Below are 17,591 nucleotides of genomic sequence, written 5' to 3'. Positions count from 1 at the left end.
AAACGCCCGGTTACATTTCGAACCCGGAAGCTAAGCCTTACAGCGCCGATGGTACTGCAGGGGGGACCCTGTGGGAGAGTAGGACGCCGCCGAACTCCTCTTAGAGCTCTGGCTCTTGGGCATGCAGCCCGAGAGCCAGAGCTTTTTTGGGTTGAGGTAAGGTCAGGGAGCATCATTGGCTCGTTTCACCCCAGGAGGCCCCCGCGTGGAGGTCCAGGAGACCCGCGTGCAGACCGACCGGGTCCTCACCATCCCGAACATCCTCAGCATGGCTCGCCTCGCCGGCGTACCGCTCTTCCTGTGGCTGATCCTCCGGCCCGAGTTCGGCGGCCCGCAGAGTGACGGCTGGGCGCTGTTGGTGTTGGCCCTGAGCGGAGTCAGTGACTACCTGGACGGGAAGCTCGCGCGACGCTGGAACCAGATCAGCCGCCTCGGCCGGTTCCTCGACCCCGCCGCCGACCGGCTTTACATTCTGTCCACTCTGGTGGGCCTCACCTGGCGCGAGATTCTCCCGCTCTGGTTGACTCTTGTACTGCTTGCCCGGGAAGCGGTCCTGCTCGTGATGGTGGGCATCCTGCGACGCCACGGCTATCCGCCGCCGCAGGTGAACTTCTTGGGGAAGGCCGCCACCTTCAACCTCATGTACGCCTTCCCTCTGCTTCTGCTCAGTGACGGAAGCGGGTGGATCGCGTCACTCGCCGCTGTTTTCGGATGGGCGTTCGCCGGATGGGGTACAACCCTGTACTGGTGGGCAGGTGTTCTCTATGTGGTACAGGTCCGCCGTTTGGTCCGTGCGGACACCATGGCCGACTGAACTCGCCGATTGTGCGGCCCCCAGTGGCCGGATGGCTCCCACGGCAAAAGTGCGGGACGCTGGTCGGGTGAAGTCGGCCAATCCGTCGTCTCTTAGAGGAGGACGCTTCCGACATGAAGGCCGTCGTGATGGCTGGAGGCGAAGGCACGCGCCTTCGTCCCATGACCTCAAGCATGCCCAAGCCGCTCCTGCCGGTGGCCAACCGGCCGATCATGGAGCACGTTCTGAGGCTGCTCAAAAGGCATGGGCTCAACGAGACCGTCGTCACCGTCCAGTTCCTGGCCTCGCTGGTCAAGAACTACTTCGGTGACGGCGAAGAGCTCGGAATGGAGCTCACCTACGCCAATGAGGAGAAGCCACTCGGTACCGCCGGAAGCGTCAAGAACGCCGAGGAGGCGTTGAAGGACGATGCGTTCCTCGTTATTTCCGGCGATGCCCTGACCGACTTCGACCTCACCGACCTGATCAATTTCCACAAGGAAAAGGGTGCGCTCGTCACCGTGTGTCTGACACGCGTGCCCAACCCCCTGGAATTTGGCATCACCATCGTCGACCAAGAGGGCAAGGTCGAGCGTTTCCTGGAGAAGCCGACCTGGGGCCAGGTCTTCTCGGACACCGTGAACACCGGTATCTACGTCATGGAGCCCGAGGTATTCGACTACGTCGATCCCGACGTGCCCGTGGACTGGTCCGGTGACGTCTTCCCGCAGCTGATGAAGGAAGGGAAGCCCGTCTACGGCTACATCGCCGAGGGCTACTGGGAGGACGTCGGCACCCACGAGAGCTATGTGAAGGCCCAGGCCGACGTACTGGAGCGCAAGGTCGACGTCGACATCGACGGCTTCGAGATCTCGCCCGGCGTCTGGGTGGCCGAGGGCGCAGAGGTTCATCCCGACGCAGTGCTCCGCGGGCCCCTCTACATCGGCGACTACGCCAAGGTCGAGGCCGGCGCCGAAATCCGGGAGCACACGGTGGTCGGCTCCAACGTCGTCGTCAAGAGTGGCGCCTTCCTTCACAAGGCCGTGGTTGCCGACAACGTGTATGTCGGCCCGCACAGCAACCTGCGGGGCTGTGTCGTCGGGAAGAACACCGACATCATGCGTGCCGCGCGGATCGAGGACGGCGCGGTCATCGGGGACGAGTGCCTGGTCGGTGAAGAATCGATCATCCAGGGCAACGTCCGGGTCTACCCGTTCAAGACCATCGAGGCCGGTGCCTTCGTCAACACCTCGGTCATCTGGGAGTCCCGGGGCCAGGCGCACCTCTTCGGCGCGCGCGGGGTGTCCGGCATTCTGAACGTGGAGATCACGCCGGAACTGGCGGTACGGCTGGCCGGCGCCTACGCGACCACGTTGAAGAAGGGCTCCACCGTCACCACGGCCCGCGACCACTCGCGTGGTGCCCGCGCGCTGAAGCGGGCGGTGATCTCCGCCCTGCAGGCCAGCGCCATCGACGTACGGGACCTGGAGAACGTGCCACTGCCCGTGGCGCGGCAGCAGACCGCGCGGGGCAGTGCCGGTGGGATCATGATCCGGACCACGCCCGGGGTGCCGGACTCCGTCGACATCATGTTCTTCGACGGACAGGGCGCCGACCTGTCGCAGGGCAGCCAGCGGAAGCTGGACCGGGTTTTCGCGCGGCAGGAGTACCGGCGGGCGTTTCCGGGAGAGATCGGGGACCTGCACTTCCCGTCCAGCGTGTTCGACTCGTACACCGGGTCGCTGCTGCGGAACATCGACATCACGGGGATCGCCGAATCCGGGCTCAAGGTGGTCGTGGACGCGTCCAACGGCAGCTCGGGACTGGTCCTGCCCAGCCTCCTCGGGAAGCTGGGTGTCGACTCGCTGACCATCAATCCAGGGCTCGACGAGTCCAGGCCGACCGAGTCGGCCGACATGCGGCGGTCGGGGCTGGTGCGCCTCGGGGAGATCGTGGCGTCCTCCCGGGCCGCGTTCGGTGTGCGCTTCGACCCGGTGGGTGAGCGGCTGTCGCTCGTCGACGAGAAGGGCCGCATCATCGAGGACGACCGTGCGCTGCTGGTGATGCTCGACCTGATCGCGGCCGAGCGGCGCAGTGGCCGGGTCGCGCTGCCGGTGACGACCACCAGGATCGCCGAGCAGGTGGCGGCGTACCACGGCACCCAGGTCGAGTGGACGACCACCTCGCCCGACGACCTGACGCGGGTCGGGGGCGAGGAAGGAGCGATCTTCGGCGGTGACGGCAAGGGTGGCTTCATCGTCCCGGAGTTCAGCAGCGTCTACGACGGTACGGCCGCCTTCGTGCGGCTGATCGGGCTGGTGGCGCGGACGCAGCTCACGCTGAGCCAGATCGACGCGCGGATCCCGCGGGCGCACGTCCTGAAGCGTGATCTGGCGACTCCGTGGGCGGTCAAGGGCCTGGTGATGCGGCGGGTCGTGGAGGCGGCCGGAGACCGCTTCGTGGACACCACGGACGGCGTTCGCGTGGTGGAGACCGACGGACGCTGGGTGATGGTGCTGCCCGATCCGGCCGAGGCGGTCACCCATCTGTGGGCAGAGGGCCCCGACGACGCGTCCGCGCAGGCGCTGCTCGACGAGTGGTCCGCGGTGGTGGACAGCGCGGGCCGTTAGGGCGCATCGCACGCGTGCGTGCCGGACAAGTGTCCCCAAGGGGGCCTGTCCGGCACGCCGGTGGGGCCATTCGGAGGTAGTGGCCGTGGCGTGCGACGATGTGCGGCATGCCGCAGCAACCCCCCGTTCGGAGCACATTCACGCGGCCCGCGCGCCCGGACGCGTCCATGTCTTTGATCACCAACGTCATGGACCACAGCCTCGACGACGGATACGCCGAGGGCGCCGCGCGGAAGAAGGCCGAGGGCACCGGCGGAATGCCCAAGACCCTCCGAGCCAAGCTCGGACTGGCCGCCGGGTTGGTGATGGCGGCCCTGGTCGTTACGGTCGGCGCGGCCCAAGCGCGAGTCGCGGCGCCGGCCGTCGCCAAGGAGCGCGAAGAGCTCATCGACCGCATCGAGGGCGAGACCTCGACGGCCGACAAGCTGGAGGAGAGCGTCGACGAGCTGCGCGAGGACGTGAGCGCGCGGCAGCGCGAGGCACTGGAGAAGAACGGCGACAGTGACCGCTCCGACCTGATGGGCGTCCTGTCGGGCGCGGTCGAGGTACACGGCCCGGGTGTGAAGCTCGTGGTGAGCGACGCCAAGGACACGGGCACGGGCGGTGACGGGCAGCCGCGTGGCACCTCCGGGTTCTCCGACACGGGCCGGGTACGGGACCGGGACATGCAGCGCGTGGTCAACGGGCTGTGGGAGTCGGGGGCCGAGGCGATCTCCATCAACGGGCAGCGGCTGACAGCGCTGTCCGCGATCAGGGCCGCGGGGGACGCGATACTGGTCGACAACAGGCCGCTGGTGCCGCCGTACACGGTGCTCGCGGTGGGGGACGGCGAGGGGCTCAGCACCCGGTTCCAGGACAGTGCCGACGGGCTGTACCTGCACGCCCTCCAGGAGAACTACGGCATCCGGACCGCCATCTCCGTCGCGGACGACCTCGAGCTCCCGGCCGCGACGAGCGTGATCGTACGTACAGCACAGCCGATAACCGAGAAGGGCACATCGTGATCGCCGTACTGGGCCTCGTCGTGGGAGTCGTGGCCGGCCTGTTGGTCCGGCCCGAGGTGCCGGCGGCCGTCGAGCCTTATCTGCCGATCGCCGTCGTGGCGGCGCTCGACGCCGTCTTCGGCGGTCTGCGGGCCATGCTCGACGGCATCTTCGACGACAAGGTCTTCGTGGTGTCGTTCCTGTCGAACGTGGTCGTGGCCGCACTGATCGTGTTCCTGGGCGACAAGTTGGGCGTCGGGGCCCAGCTGTCCACGGGCGTGGTGGTCGTGCTCGGTATCCGGATCTTCTCCAACGCCGCGGCGATTCGACGCCACGTCTTCCGGGCGTGAGGCCGATGAGCGACCACGAAGAGCAGACCGCGAACAGGCTGCGCGAGGAACTGCCCGACGAGGTGCCGCCGGCGTCGCCTGCGGAGTCCCAGGCGGCGGAGGCACCGGCCGCCGACGCCCCGGCCGAGGAGCAACCGGAGCGGCAGTCCGATCCGGAGCCGGGACTGACCGGTAGGCAGCGGCTCTTCAAGGGGCTGTGGCCGCCGCGCCTCACCCGGGCCCAACTCATCGTCGCCCTGCTCCTGTTCGGCCTCGGTTTCGGCCTGGCGGTCCAGGTGGCGTCGAACAGCGACAGCGACGACGCGCTGCGCGGCGCCCGGCAGGAGGATCTGGTCCGCATCCTCGATGAACTGGATGACCGTACTCAGCGTCTTGAAGACGAGAAGCAGGGCCTCGAGAAGCAGCGCGACGAGTTGGAGAACAGCTCCGACCAGGCAGAAGAGGCCCGCAAGCAGACGCTCGAGAAGGAGCGGCAACTCGGCATTCTCGCGGGCACCGTGGCCGCGCAGGGGCCCGGCATCACGGTGACGATCGAGGACACGAAGGGGGCGGTCGAGGCGGACATGCTGCTCGACGCGATACAGGAGCTGCGCGCGGCGGGCGCGGAGGCGATCCAGGTGAACGGCGTACGGGTTGTCGCCGGCACGTACCTCACGGACTCCGACAAGACCGTGAGCGTCGACGGGAACAAGATCAACGCGCCCTATCGTTTCCAGGTCATCGGCAAGCCGCAGGACCTCGAACCGGCTCTCAACATTCCTGGAGGCGTGGTGCAGACTCTGGAGAAGGAACAGGCCACCGTTACCGTTGAGCGGTCGAGCAAGATCGTCGTGGACGCCTTGCGAGCGGTGAAGCGGCCTGACTACGCTCGGTCGTCCTCCCAGTGAACCGGCGGTGCATGGGGGGCGACCGGCGAGGGCATGAGGTTGCGGGGGGTCGGCGCACCGATTGGGTGGTGCGTGGTGGAAACTGTCTGGTGGAGACGGACGTTGTGAAGGTGTCCTCGGTCAGTACGGTCAGTCAGGGTTCGTCCTGCCCCACGGGCGGGTCTGTTTCGGTCAAGGGGAATCGCCCGTGAAGTTGTTTGCGAAGTTGTTCGGCAAGAGTGCGCGAGAGGGTCGCGAGAACGCGACCGCTCGCCATCGGGCGCAGCCTGATGCGGAGGGCGGGCGCCCGATGTTCCGGGACCAGGTGGCTGGTCCGGGCGGTGGCATTTCCGGTGGTCAGGGCGCGCCGTCTGTTGACCCTGCGCAGTCCGGCGACATAGGTTTCGGGCAACCGTCAACTACGGGTGGAGGGTTTTCCCCCGGTCCGTACGCGTCGAACGCCCCGGCGGGGCAGCCGCGGCAGGAGGATCCGTCCATGTCGGCCCTGGTGTGTACGAGGTGCGGTAACCGCAACGCGGAGAACAGCCGCTTCTGCTCCAACTGCGGCGCGCCGCTGCGTGCCGGGGCGGTTCCGGAGCGTGCGTCCGAGACGACCTCCACGATCTCCATCTCCGGCCTGGAGGCGTACGACGCCGAGGTCACCGGTCAGACGGCGATGCCGGCGCTCTCTCCCGAGGCTCAGGCGGCGGTCGACGCGCTGCCGCTCGGCTCGGCGCTCCTGGTCGTGCGCCGCGGTCCGAACTCCGGCAGCCGCTTCCTGCTGGACGGTGACCTGACCACCGCCGGGCGTCATCCGCAGAGCGACATCTTCCTGGACGACGTGACGGTCTCGCGCCGACACGTGGAGTTCCGCCGCAGTCCGGACGGCTCGTTCACGGTGGCCGACGTCGGCAGCCTGAACGGCACGTACGTCAACCGCGAGCGCATCGACCAGGTCGCCCTGTCGAACGGTGACGAGGTGCAGATCGGCAAGTACCGGCTGGTCTTCTACGCGAGCCAGCGGGGTTACTGACCCGCCCCCGGGCATTACTCGGGGAACCTCCAGGGAAGGTCCATGCTTCAAACACCGAGCGGCGGTACCGGGCACGGCACCGCCGCCACGGACAGTGGGCTGATGAGCATCGGCGCCGTGCTGAACGCGCTGCGTGACGAGTTCCCCGACGTCACCATCTCCAAGATCCGCTTCCTGGAGTCGGAAGGCCTCGTCGAGCCGCGGCGGACCCCGGCCGGGTACCGCAAGTTCAGCGCCCACGACGTCGAGCGCCTCGGCCAGGTGCTGCGCATGCAGCGGGACCACTACCTGCCGCTGAAGGTGATCCGCGAGCACTTGGACGCGATGGAACGCGGCGAGGCCGTTCCGTTGCCGACGCTGGGCCGGCAGCGGGACGGGGAGGCCGTACCGGAGCCGGCCGAGGGACCCACGGCGGCCCGGATCGGGCGGGACGAGCTGCTCGCCGCGGCCCAGATCGGCGACCAGGAGCTGAAGGAGTGGGAGTCGTACGGGCTCCTCGCTCCGCTGCCCGACGGGGCGTACGACGCCGAGGCGGTCACCGTGGCCTCACTGGTGGTGGAGCTGGGGCGGTTCGGTATCGAGCCGCGGCACCTGCGGGTGATGAAGGCCGCCGCCGACCGGGAGGCCGGGCTCGTGGACCAGGTGGTGGCGCCGCTGAAGCGTCACCGCAACCCCCAGACCAGGGCACACGCGGAAGCCCGCACCAAGGAGCTGGCGGGACTGGCGGTGAAGCTGCACGCGGCGCTGGTGCAGACCGCTCTCGGCGTGCGGCTGCCCTGAAACGGGCGCACCCGGAGCCCCGAACGCCCAGCCCGACCCCGGCCCGACTACCCAAATGTCCCGGGCACGGCCTAGGGTTGCTGTGTGAACGAGCTCGATGTCGTAGGTGTCCGGGTCGAGATGCCCTCCAACCAACCGATCGTGCTGCTGCGCGAGGTGGGAGGGGACCGTTACCTCCCCATCTGGATCGGGCCGGGGGAGGCGACGGCGATCGCCTTCGCCCAGCAGGGCATGGCTCCCGCGCGGCCGCTGACCCACGACCTGTTCAAGGACGTGCTGGAAGCCGTCGGCCAGGAGCTCACGGAAGTACGCATCACGGACCTGCGTGACGGGGTCTTCTACGCCGAGCTGGTCTTCGCGAGTGGTGTCGAGGTGAGTGCCCGGCCGTCCGACGCCATAGCGCTGGCCCTGCGCACCGGCACGCCGATCTACGGCAGCGACACGGTGCTCGACGACGCCGGCATCGCCATCCCGGACGAGCAGGAGGACGAGGTGGAGAAGTTCCGCGAGTTCCTCGACCAGATCTCGCCGGAGGACTTCGGGACCAGCAACCAGTGAGCCGTGGGGGCCGGACCCGCTCAGGGTGCCGCGCGGCCCCCTCCGGGCACATTCGGCTAGCCTTTCCCCGCGGTTGGGCACGCGAAACCACTCGTAGGGTGATTATCACTCGGCGTGCCGAGTGTGGCGATCGTTGACGCACCCTTGGTGACTGCCTACCGTCGAGGAGGCAGGTCAAGGACGGAGGTCGGCGTGAGAATCAGCGGCGACGGTACGGCTGGGGGTGGCCCCGGGCAGAGCCTCGGGGCAAGCGGTCCGTACCCTCCCACGAGCTCTCGGCTCCGCGCCGGCGGGGGGCATCCCCAGCACGGTGTGGCGGCCGACCCTGTTCCGCAGCGACCGGCTGCCGTCCCGAGCAGCGGAGGGGCGACGTCCATGACGTCCGAGCAGATCGGCTACCGCGGGCCGACGGCCTGCGCGGCCGCCGGTATCACCTACCGGCAGCTCGACTACTGGGCTCGTACGGGCCTGGTCGAACCCAGTGTGAGACCCGCACACGGTTCCGGGACGCAGCGTTTGTACAGCTTCCGTGACGTGGTCGTACTGAAGATCGTCAAGCGCTTCCTCGACACCGGGGTGTCGTTGCAGAACATCCGCACCGCCGTCCAGCATCTCAGTGAGCGCGGCTTTCGCGACCTCGAGCGGATGACGCTGATGAGTGACGGGGCCACGGTCTACGAGTGCACCTCGCCCGACGAGGTGCACGCCCTGCTCCAGGGCGGTCAGGGCATCTTCGGGATCGCCGTCGGCGTGGTCTGGCGGGATGTGGAGAGCGCGCTGTCGCAGCTGCACGGGGAGCGGATCGACACGGGGGAGACCCTGGTCGGACACAATCCGGCGGACGAGCTGGCGCGGCGGCGCAACCGGGCGGTCTGAACACCGCCGCACTCGGCACACCCCGTGCCCCGTGCCAGGACGGGGCATTGTCAGTGGCGTAGGGCAGCATCGGAGATGTGAGAACCGCGCCCACGATCCTGCATCTCGACATGGATGCCTTCTTCGCCTCGGTGGAGCAGGCGTCCAAGCCGAGTCTGCGCGGGAAGGCCGTCGTGGTGGGCGGCCTCGGACCGCGCGGTGTGGTCGCCACCTGCTCGTACGAGGCGCGGGTCTTCGGCGTCCACTCGGCGATGCCCATGGGCCAGGCCCGGCGGCTGGCACCCAACGCCGCCTACCTGGTCCCGCGGTTCGAGCTCTACCGGTCGATCAGCGAGCAGGTGATGCGGCTGCTGCGTGAGCTGTCGCCGCTGGTGGAGCCGCTGAGCCTGGACGAGGCCTTCGTGGACCTGGAGGCCGGCGGGGCGGCCTGGGACGCGGCGTCGGCGCGACTGGCCGGCACGAAGCTGCGTACGGACATCCGCGCCGTCACCGGCCTCACCGGTTCCGTGGGGCTGGCCGCCTCCAAGATGCTCGCCAAGATCGCATCGGAGGAGGCCAAACCCGACGGGCTGGTCCTGATCCCGCCGGGGACGGAGCGGGCCATGCTGGAGCCGATGACCGTGCGGACGCTGCCCGGAGTGGGACCGGCCACGGGAGACCATCTGCGGCGGGCCGGGATCACCACGGTGGGCGACATCGCCGAGGCGGGTGAGGACGAGCTCGTACGGCTGCTGGGCAAGGCGCACGGGCATGCCCTGTACGCCATGGCCCTGGCCCGCGACGAGCGACCCGTGGTGGCCGAGCGGGAGACCAAGTCGGTGTCGGTCGAGGACACCTACGACGTGGACATCCACGACCGGGTGCGGGTCGGTGTGGAGGTGGGGCGGCTGGCCGACCGGTGCGTGCGGCGGCTGCGCGGCTCCGGGCTGTCCGGGCGGACCATCGTGCTCAAGGTGCGCAGGTACGACTTCTCCACGCTGACGCGCTCCGAGACGCTGCGTGGGCCCACGGACGACCCGGCGGTGGTGCGGGAGGCCGCGGCCCGGCTGCTGGACTCCGTGGACACCACCGGCGGCGTGCGGCTGCTCGGGGTCGGCGTCAGCGGGCTCGCCGACTACACGCAGGAGGACCTGTTCGCACAGGCGGCGGGGGACCGGGTCGACGAAGTCGCCGAGGAGCCCGACGCCGAGCCCGTCCAGGAGGACCGGCCGGCGCCCGCCGAGCGCCGGTGGCCGTCGGGGCACGACGTGCGGCACGCGGAGTACGGACACGGGTGGGTGCAGGGCAGCGGGCTGGGGCGGGTCACCGTGCGGTTCGAGACGCCGTACTCGGAGACCGGCCGGGTGCGGACCTTCCCGGTGGACGACCCGGATCTGACACCGGCGGAACCGCTGCCGCTGGTCCCGACCGTGCCGCGAAGACCCGGGGAGAGCGGGCCGACGACCACGGAGGCCGACCCGGGCCTCGGCGGGGAGACGGACCCGGAGACCGGCCCGGCGGGGTCGGCGCGTCTGGCACCCGGCTAGGAGACCAGGCTGCCCGGTGGTGGGGCGAGGGGCCGGATCGTCAGCCCTCCTCCTTGCCCTGGCCCGCCAGCTTGCCGAAGTCGTGGTCGGGGAGCGGGGGAGGAGCGGCCACGTCGAGACCGTAGTGGTGGTAGAGCTGGAGTTCCTGTTCCGGCGAGAGGTGGCGGCCGACGCCGAAGTCGGGGGCCTCCCTGATCAGGGCCCGGTCGAAGGGCACGCGCAAGGTGCCGTCGAGCAGCTCGCTCGGCTCCAGGGGCACGAAGGCGTCCCGGCTGAACAGGCCGGTGCGTATCGCCGCCCACTCGGGGACGCCGGTGGCGTCGTCGAGGTAGACCTCGTCGACGGTGCCGATCCGGGTGCCGTTGCGGTCGAACGCCTTGCGGCCGATCAGGTTGCGCGGGTCGATGTCGGTACGCACGGGGCCCTCCACTTGGTCGCACTGGGGTCGCGCACCAGCCGACCCACCAGCCGCCGAAATCATCCGTAGTACTACAAAAGAGCACATATGGCCGGTCGGCCACTCGAAGGTCCGTGCGTCGACCTCGCTGGTACGCTGGCAAACGGCTGCTGACCCCGCGCGGGAGAGTCCTCCGGACACCACCGGAGGCGCCGAAGGAGCAAATCCTCCCCGGAATCTCTCAGGCTCACGTACCGCACGGACGAGGTCACTCTGGAAAGCAGGGCGGGGTCGACGGCTTCCGCTCTCACCGACGGTGAAAGCCGGGAGCGCCCTCGGGCCCGCCCGGTGAAGCTCTCAGGTCGAGATGACAGAGGGGGAGGCCGTTCGGGTACCCGCGCCGTGGTGCCCCTCGAAGGTCGTCAGACCAGGAGGCCTCCGCAATGACCGCCCATCGCACCCCGCTCTCCGAACTCGAACAGGCAATGCCGTTCGAGCAGCGCCACATCGGCCCCGACCACGAGGCGCGGGCCAAGATGCTCGCGCAGGTCGGCTACGGTTCGCTCGACGAGCTGACGGCCGCCGCGGTGCCGGATGTGATCAAGAACGCCGACGCGCTGGACCTGCCGGGCGCGCGCTCCGAGGCCGAGGTGCTGGCCGAGCTGCGCTCCCTGGCCGACCGCAACCAGGTCCTCGACTCCATGATCGGCCTCGGCTACTACGGCACCTTCACCCCGCCGGTCATCCTGCGCAACGTCATGGAGAACCCGGCCTGGTACACCGCGTACACGCCGTACCAGCCGGAGATCTCCCAGGGCCGTCTCGAGGCCCTGCTGAACTTCCAGACGATGGTCGCCGAGCTCACCGGCCTGCCGACCTCCGGTGCATCGCTGCTCGACGAGGGCACCGCGGCCGCCGAGGCGATGGCCCTCTCCCGGCGCATGGGCAAGAACAAGAAGGGTCTGTTCCTGGTCGACGCGGACGCCCTGCCGCAGACCATCGCCGTGATACAGACCCGCGCGGAGCCGACCGGCGTCGAGGTGGTCGTCGCCGACCTCAGCGAGGGCATCCCGGCCGAGGTCGCCGAGCGGGAGATCAACGGCGTCCTGATCCAGTACCCGGGCGCCTCCGGTGCCGTACGCGACATCAAGCCGGTCGTCGACCGGGCCCACGAGCTCGGTGCCCTCGTCACCGTCGCCGCCGACCTGCTCGCGCTCACCCTGCTCACCTCGCCCGGCGAGCTGGGTGCCGACATCGCCATCGGCACGACGCAGCGCTTCGGGGTGCCGATGGGCTTCGGCGGGCCGCACGCCGGCTACATGGCCGTGCACGAGAAGTTCGCGCGCAGCCTGCCCGGCCGCCTCGTCGGCGTCTCCGTGGACGCCGACGGCAACAAGGCCTACCGCCTCGCCCTGCAGACCCGCGAGCAGCACATCCGCCGCGAGAAGGCCACCAGCAACATCTGCACCGCGCAGGTGCTGCTCGCCGTGATGGCCGGTATGTACGCCGTGTACCACGGGCCCGAGGGGCTGCGGGCCATCGCGAGGCGCACCCACCGGTACGCCTCGATCACCGCGGCCGGTCTCGCGGCGGGTGGCGTCGACATCGTCCACGGCGCCTACTTCGACACGGTCACCGCGCGGGTGCCCGGCCGGGCCGACGCGATCGTCCACGCCGCCCGCGAGAACGGCGTCAACCTGCGGCTCGTCGACGCCGACCACGTGTCGTTCGCCTGCGACGAGACCACCACACGCGCCCAGGTCGGCGGCGTGTGGAACGCCTTCGGCGTCGAGGGCGACATCGAGGCGCTGGACGCGGCCACCGAGGAGTCGCTGCCCGAGGCGCTGCTGCGCACCGACGACTTCCTCACCCACCCGGTCTTCCACCAGCACCGCTCCGAGACGGCGATGCTGCGCTACCTGCGCCGCCTCGCCGACCGCGACTACGCGCTGGACCGGGGCATGATCCCGCTGGGCTCCTGCACCATGAAGCTCAACGCGACCACCGAGATGGAGCCGGTCACCTGGTCAGAGTTCGGGCAGCTGCACCCCTTCGCGCCCGCCGAGCAGGCGCAGGGCTACCTCACCCTCATCCGTGAGCTTGAGGAGCGGCTCGCCGAGGTCACCGGGTACGACAAGGTCTCGCTCCAGCCGAACGCCGGGTCGCAGGGCGAGTTCGCCGGTCTGCTCGCCGTACGCGCCTACCACCGCGCCAACGGCGACGACCAGCGCACCGTCTGCCTCATCCCGTCCTCCGCGCACGGCACCAACGCCGCGAGCGCCGTCATGGCCGGCATGAAGGTCGTCGTCGTCAAGACCGCCGACGACGGCGAGATCGACGTCGAGGACCTGCGCGCCAAGATCGAGAAGCACCGCGACGAGCTGTCCGTGCTGATGATCACCTACCCCTCCACGCACGGCGTCTTCGAGGAGCACGTCGCCGACATCTGCGCCCGGGTGCACGACGCCGGCGGCCAGGTCTACGTGGACGGCGCCAACCTCAACGCCCTGGTCGGTCTCGCCAAGCCCGGTCACTTCGGCGGCGACGTCTCGCACCTGAACCTGCACAAGACCTTCTGCATCCCGCACGGCGGCGGTGGTCCCGGCGTCGGCCCCGTGGCCGTACGGTCGCACCTGGCGCCGTACCTGCCCAACCACCCGCTGCAGCCCGCGGCCGGTCCGCAGACGGGCGTCGGCCCGATCTCGGCGGCGCCGTGGGGCTCGGCCGGCATCCTGCCGATCTCGTGGTCGTACGTCCGGCTGATGGGCGGCGAGGGCCTCAAGCGCGCCACGCAGGTGGCGGTGCTGTCCGCCAACTACATCGCCAAGCGCCTGGAGCCGCACTTCCCGGTGCTGTACAACGGCCCCGGCGGGCTGGTCGCGCACGAGTGCATCATCGACCTGCGCCCGCTGACCAAGGCGACCGGCGTGAGCGTCGACGACGTCGCCAAGCGGCTGATCGACTACGGCTTCCACGCGCCGACGATGTCGTTCCCGGTGGCCGGCACGCTGATGATCGAGCCGACCGAATCCGAGGACCTGGCCGAGCTGGACCGGTTCTGCGAGGCGATGATCGCCATCCGCGCGGAGATCGAGAAGGTCGGCTCCGGCGCCTGGTCCGCGGACGACAACCCGCTGCGGGGCGCGCCGCACACCGCCGGTGCGCTGGGCGGTGAGTGGGACCACGCGTACACGCGCGAGGAGGCCGTCTTCCCGGGCGGGGTGTCCGCCGCCGAGAAGTACTGGCCGCCGGTGCGCCGCGTCGACCAGGCCTTCGGTGACCGGAACCTGGTCTGCTCCTGCCCGCCGCTGGACGCCTACGAGGACTGAGCCGCCGGTACGCGAGAGGCTCCGTGCAGGCCCGGGACGGCCTTGCACGGAGCCTCTCGCCGTGTGTCACGCCTCTCGCCGTGTGTCACGCGGTGGCGAGCGACACCTCCGTCGACTTGACCAGCGCGACGACGGGGACGCCGACGGACAGCCCCAGGTCGTCGGCGGCCTCCCGGGTGATCGCGGCGGTCAGTTCGGCGCCCTCGACGGCGACCCGGACGGAGGCCATGGCGTCGCCGGCGGTGAGGGCGGTGACCGTACCGGGCAGCCGGTTGCGGATGGACAGGCCCTCGACGCGGCCGGTCGCCACGGACACCTCCGTGGACTTCACCAGGGCGCGGACCTCGGTCCCGGCGGTGAGAGAGAGGTCGGCGGCGGCGTCCCGGGTGATCGCCGCGGTGAGGTCCTGGCCGCCCGAGAGGCGGACCCTGACCGTCGCCATGGCCTCGCCCGGGGTGACGGCGGTGACGGTGCCGGGGAGCTGGTTGCGGATGCTCAGGCTCATGAGGGCACCGTAGCCTGAGAGGGCCTTTATGCCGGGTATGCGTGTGTCTGCGTCGCCTTGACCGTCGCCCACACCGGTGCGCCCGGGTGGAGGCCGAGCTCGGCCGCCGCGACCGTGGTGAGGTCGGCGGCGAGCGGGAGTTCGCCGGTGAGGTCCACGCGGATCTGGTCGCCGTGGGTCTCCAGTCCGGCGACCTCGCAGTGCCACAGGTTGCGGGCGCTGGAGCCCGCGGGGCGCTCCGCGTACAGCGTCACGGCGCCCGGCGGGAACGCCACGAAGACCGGACCGGAGAGGTTCTCGGTGGTGGTGATGGCCGGGCCGGCGTCGAGGCGGACCCTGTGGCCGTCGGCCCGCCCGCGGTAGAGGTTCAGGCCGACCAGCTGCGCGATGTAGTCCGTGCGGGGCCGGCGGGCGATCTCGGCGGGGCCGCCCTCCTGGACGACCGTGCCGTTCTCGACGACGACCAGTCGGTCGGCCAGCACCATGGCGTCCAGCGGGTCGTGCGTGACCAGTACGGCCACGGCTTCGAACTCGGCGAGATGGCGGCGGAGCTGGGCCCGCACCTCGAGCCGCGTCCGGGCGTCCAGCGCCGCGAGGGGCTCGTCCAGGAGCAGCAGCCGGGGACTGGTGGCCAGGGCGCGGGCGAGTGCGACGCGCTGGGCCTGGCCGCCGGAGAGGCGGCGCGGCTTGGCACCCGCGTGGTCGGCGAGGCCCATGCGGTCCAGCCACGCGGCGGCCAGCGCCCGGGACTCGGCCCTGCTCGCGCCCCGGCAGCGCGGCCCGAAAGCGACGTTGTCGAGCGCGGTGAGGTGCGGGAAAAGCAGGTAGTCCTGGAAGACCACGCCGACCGGGCGGGACTCGGGCGGCCTGCGGTCCAGGGCGACACCGTCGAGGCGCAGGTGGCCGTCGGCGAGCGGGACGAGGCCGGCGAGCGCGCGCAGGGCGGTGGTCTTGCCGGCGCCGTTGGGGCCGAGCAGGGCGACGACGTCGCCGGGCGCGGCGGTCAGCGCGACGTCCAGGTGGAAGGTGCCGCGGTCCACGACGAGCCGGGCGTCGAGGCCGCCGTCGGGCGCGTGGCCGTCGGTGGGGTCCGTGGCGGTGGTCGGTTCGTCGGGGTCGGTCACGTCGTCCTCCTCCGGCCGGCCGGACGCCTCGTCCAGCCGGTCATGCCGCCCTCATCCAGCGGTCCCGGAGACCGGCCAGTACGGCGATGGAGACGGCCAGCAGCACGAGGCTGAGGGCGATCGCCGCCGCCGGGTCGTTCTGCAGGGCGAGATAGACCGCCAGTGGCATGGTCTGGGTCCGGCCCGGGAAGTTGCCCGCGAACGTGATCGTCGCCCCGAACTCGCCCAGCGCACGTGCCCAGGCCAGGACGGCGCCCGCCGCGATGCCCGGCGCGATCAGCGGCAGCGTGACCCGGCGGAACGCGGTGAAGCGGGAGGCGCCCAGCGTCGTGGCGGCCTCCTCGAAGCGCGGGTCGGCGGCGCGCAGGGTGCCCTCCACGCTGATGACCAGGAACGGCATCGCCACGAACGTCTCCGCGAGGATGACACCCGTCGTCGTGAACGGCAGCGTGATCCCGAACCACGCGTCCAGCCACTGCCCGATGACGCCGTTGCGCCCGAACGCCAGCAGGAGCGCCACGCCGCCCACCACCGGGGGGAGCACGAGCGGGAGCGTCACGAGCGCGCGGACGAAGCCGCGGCCGGGGAACTCCGTGCGGGCCAGCAGCCAGGCCAGCGGCACGCCGACGACCAGGCTCAACGCGGTCGCCGACGTGGCGCACAGCAGCGACAGCCGCAGGGCCTGCCACACCTCCGGGCTGGCCAGCTGGTCGGGCAGGTCGCGCCACGGTGCCCGTACCAGCAGGGCGATCAGGGGCAGCAGCAGGAAGGCCAGGCCGACGAGGGCGGGTACCAGCAGGGGGACCGGCACCATGCGGGCACCGGTCCTGGGCACGCCGGGTTTCCTCATGGCGTGCCGAACCCGGCCGCGGTCAGCACCCGCTGCCCCTCGGCGGACTTCACCAGCTCGATGAAGGCCTTGCCCGCGTCGGCGTTGGGAGCCTCCTCGAGGAGGGCGATCGGGTAGTCGTTGACGGCCTTGGCCGACTCGGGGAAGTCCACGCCGGTCACCTCGCCACCGGCCGCCTTCACGTCCGTCTTGTAGACGACGGCGGCGTCGGCCTCCTTCAGTTCGACCTTGGTCAGGGCGGCCTTGACGTCCTGTTCGTACGAGACGGGGGTGAGCCGGAGGCCGCCGGCCTCCAGCGCCTTCTGTGCCGCGGCGCCGCATGGCACCGACTCGTCGCACAGCACGACCTTGAGCCCGGAGCCCGTGAGGTCCTTCAAGGAGGAGATCTTGTCGGGATTGCCCGGAAGGGTGGCGATCTCCAGCTGGTTGCGCACGAAGGTGGACGGGGTGCCGTCCGCGGCCCCGGCGTCGGTGACGGTGGCCATCGTCCCAGGGCTGGCGGAGGCGAACACATCCGCCGGTGCGCCGCCGGTGACGCTGGCGGCGAGGGTGTCGCTGCCGGCGAAGTTGAAGGTGACCTCGGTGCCCGGATGCCGCTTCTCGAACTGCTCGCCGAGCGTCGTGAAGCTCTCCTTGAGCGAGGCGGCGGCGAAGACGGTGACCTGGCCGGAGACCTTCGACGAGGAGGATGACGAGGAACCGGCGGAGTCCGAGCCCGCATCCGGGCCGGAGGACGACGAGCACGCGCTCAGGGCCAGCAGCGCGGCGGCTCCCGCACCGCTCACCCGCAGGCTCCGGCGGATGCGGCGGGTCCGGCACACGGAACGGGTCATCACGGGCCACTCCCTCGGCGTTGGGGCAGGAGTCCGACGGGTTCCGCGGCCGGGCTGGGCGACCGGGCGCACGGCGGGCTCTCCGTTGCGCCGATCATACTTCCGCATCTGCTATGGGTAAGTCTCCTGTCGCATCGCATGAGCTAGCCAGGTACGGA

General features: G+C 70.4%; 16 protein-coding genes, 1 rRNA gene and 1 riboswitch. Of the genes, 12 read left to right on the top strand and 5 right to left on the bottom strand.

Translation table 11 applies throughout. The annotated features are described in order from the left end of the window. The 11 genes from rrf to ACFW48_RS32615 all read left to right on the top strand — a co-directional run. Positions 1-95, top strand: a 5S ribosomal RNA gene (rrf, locus tag ACFW48_RS32665); the annotation flags it as partial. 110 nt (positions 96-205) lie between these two features. Beyond that, complete coding sequence (locus tag ACFW48_RS32660) at positions 206-814, top strand: CDP-alcohol phosphatidyltransferase family protein (protein WP_386321183.1); 609 nt, start codon at positions 206-208, stop codon at positions 812-814. 113 nt (positions 815-927) lie between these two features. After that, positions 928-3,423: a sugar phosphate nucleotidyltransferase gene (locus ACFW48_RS32655; protein ID WP_386321180.1), complete on the top strand. Its 2,496-nt coding sequence runs from the start codon at positions 928-930 to the stop codon at positions 3,421-3,423. A 167-nt stretch (positions 3,424-3,590) separates the two neighbouring features. Further along, complete coding sequence (locus ACFW48_RS32650; RefSeq protein ID WP_386321177.1) at positions 3,591-4,427, top strand: DUF881 domain-containing protein; 837 nt, start codon at positions 3,591-3,593, stop codon at positions 4,425-4,427. Next, positions 4,424-4,756 carry a small basic family protein gene (locus tag ACFW48_RS32645; RefSeq protein ID WP_003977440.1) on the top strand — a complete coding sequence of 111 codons (333 nt, stop codon included), beginning with the start codon at positions 4,424-4,426 and terminating at the stop codon, positions 4,754-4,756. The genes ACFW48_RS32650 and ACFW48_RS32645 overlap by 4 nt, the downstream gene beginning before the upstream one ends. A gap of 5 nt (positions 4,757-4,761) precedes the next feature. Continuing rightward, entirely contained in the window at positions 4,762-5,643 is an 882-nt protein-coding gene (locus tag ACFW48_RS32640) for a DUF881 domain-containing protein (protein WP_386321175.1), read from the top strand. A gap of 61 nt (positions 5,644-5,704) precedes the next feature. Then, positions 5,705-6,655: an FHA domain-containing protein gene (locus tag ACFW48_RS32635; protein WP_386321173.1), complete on the top strand. Its 951-nt coding sequence runs from the start codon at positions 5,705-5,707 to the stop codon at positions 6,653-6,655. A 42-nt stretch (positions 6,656-6,697) separates the two neighbouring features. Beyond that, positions 6,698-7,435: a MerR family transcriptional regulator gene (locus ACFW48_RS32630; protein WP_386321170.1), complete on the top strand. Its 738-nt coding sequence runs from the start codon at positions 6,698-6,700 to the stop codon at positions 7,433-7,435. 84 nt (positions 7,436-7,519) lie between these two features. Beyond that, positions 7,520-7,993: a bifunctional nuclease family protein gene (locus tag ACFW48_RS32625; RefSeq protein ID WP_030189411.1), complete on the top strand. Its 474-nt coding sequence runs from the start codon at positions 7,520-7,522 to the stop codon at positions 7,991-7,993. Between the two features lie 192 nt (positions 7,994-8,185). Then, positions 8,186-8,869 carry a MerR family transcriptional regulator gene (locus tag ACFW48_RS32620; protein WP_386321168.1) on the top strand — a complete coding sequence of 228 codons (684 nt, stop codon included), beginning with the start codon at positions 8,186-8,188 and terminating at the stop codon, positions 8,867-8,869. A gap of 77 nt (positions 8,870-8,946) precedes the next feature. Next, complete coding sequence (locus ACFW48_RS32615) at positions 8,947-10,395, top strand: DNA polymerase IV (protein WP_386321166.1); 1,449 nt, start codon at positions 8,947-8,949, stop codon at positions 10,393-10,395. 40 nt (positions 10,396-10,435) lie between these two features. On the opposite strand, the gene ACFW48_RS32610 is transcribed toward ACFW48_RS32615, so the two are convergent. Then, positions 10,436-10,813, bottom strand: coding sequence for a PRC-barrel domain-containing protein (locus tag ACFW48_RS32610; protein WP_386321163.1), 378 nt, complete (start codon positions 10,811-10,813; stop codon positions 10,436-10,438). Positions 10,814-10,963: 150 nt separating this feature from the next. Beyond that, a riboswitch (glycine riboswitch) is annotated at positions 10,964-11,059 on the top strand. 176 nt (positions 11,060-11,235) lie between these two features. On the opposite strand from ACFW48_RS32610, the gene gcvP reads away from it, so the two are divergent. After that, positions 11,236-14,121, top strand: a complete 2,886-nt coding sequence (gcvP, locus tag ACFW48_RS32605) for an aminomethyl-transferring glycine dehydrogenase (RefSeq protein WP_386321160.1) — start codon at positions 11,236-11,238, stop codon at positions 14,119-14,121. Between the two features lie 85 nt (positions 14,122-14,206). On the opposite strand, the gene ACFW48_RS32600 is transcribed toward gcvP, so the two are convergent. The 4 genes from ACFW48_RS32600 to modA are packed head-to-tail and all read right to left on the bottom strand — an operon-like array spanning position 14,207 to position 17,433. Then, the gene (locus ACFW48_RS32600; protein WP_386321157.1) at positions 14,207-14,626 is read right to left on the bottom strand and encodes a molybdopterin-binding protein; all 420 of its coding nucleotides are present in this window, start codon (positions 14,624-14,626) and stop codon (positions 14,207-14,209) included. Positions 14,627-14,652: 26 nt separating this feature from the next. Continuing rightward, positions 14,653-15,750: an ABC transporter ATP-binding protein gene (locus tag ACFW48_RS32595; protein ID WP_386321155.1), complete on the bottom strand. Its 1,098-nt coding sequence runs from the start codon at positions 15,748-15,750 to the stop codon at positions 14,653-14,655. A 40-nt stretch (positions 15,751-15,790) separates the two neighbouring features. Continuing rightward, positions 15,791-16,600 carry a molybdate ABC transporter permease subunit gene (gene modB / locus ACFW48_RS32590; RefSeq protein WP_386321152.1) on the bottom strand — a complete coding sequence of 270 codons (810 nt, stop codon included), beginning with the start codon at positions 16,598-16,600 and terminating at the stop codon, positions 15,791-15,793. Further along, a complete protein-coding gene (gene modA, locus ACFW48_RS32585) occupies positions 16,597-17,433 on the bottom strand; it encodes a molybdate ABC transporter substrate-binding protein (protein ID WP_386321149.1) in 837 nt (278 codons plus the stop codon). Before modA ends, modB begins: the two co-directional genes overlap by 4 nt. Positions 17,434-17,591 lie beyond the last annotated feature (158 nt).

Source organism: Streptomyces sp. NPDC058812 (genome assembly GCF_042744565.1).
In the GTDB taxonomy this organism is placed as follows: domain Bacteria; phylum Actinomycetota; class Actinomycetes; order Streptomycetales; family Streptomycetaceae; genus Streptomyces; species Streptomyces thinghirensis.
This window is presented reverse-complemented; position numbering and strand designations above follow the sequence as displayed.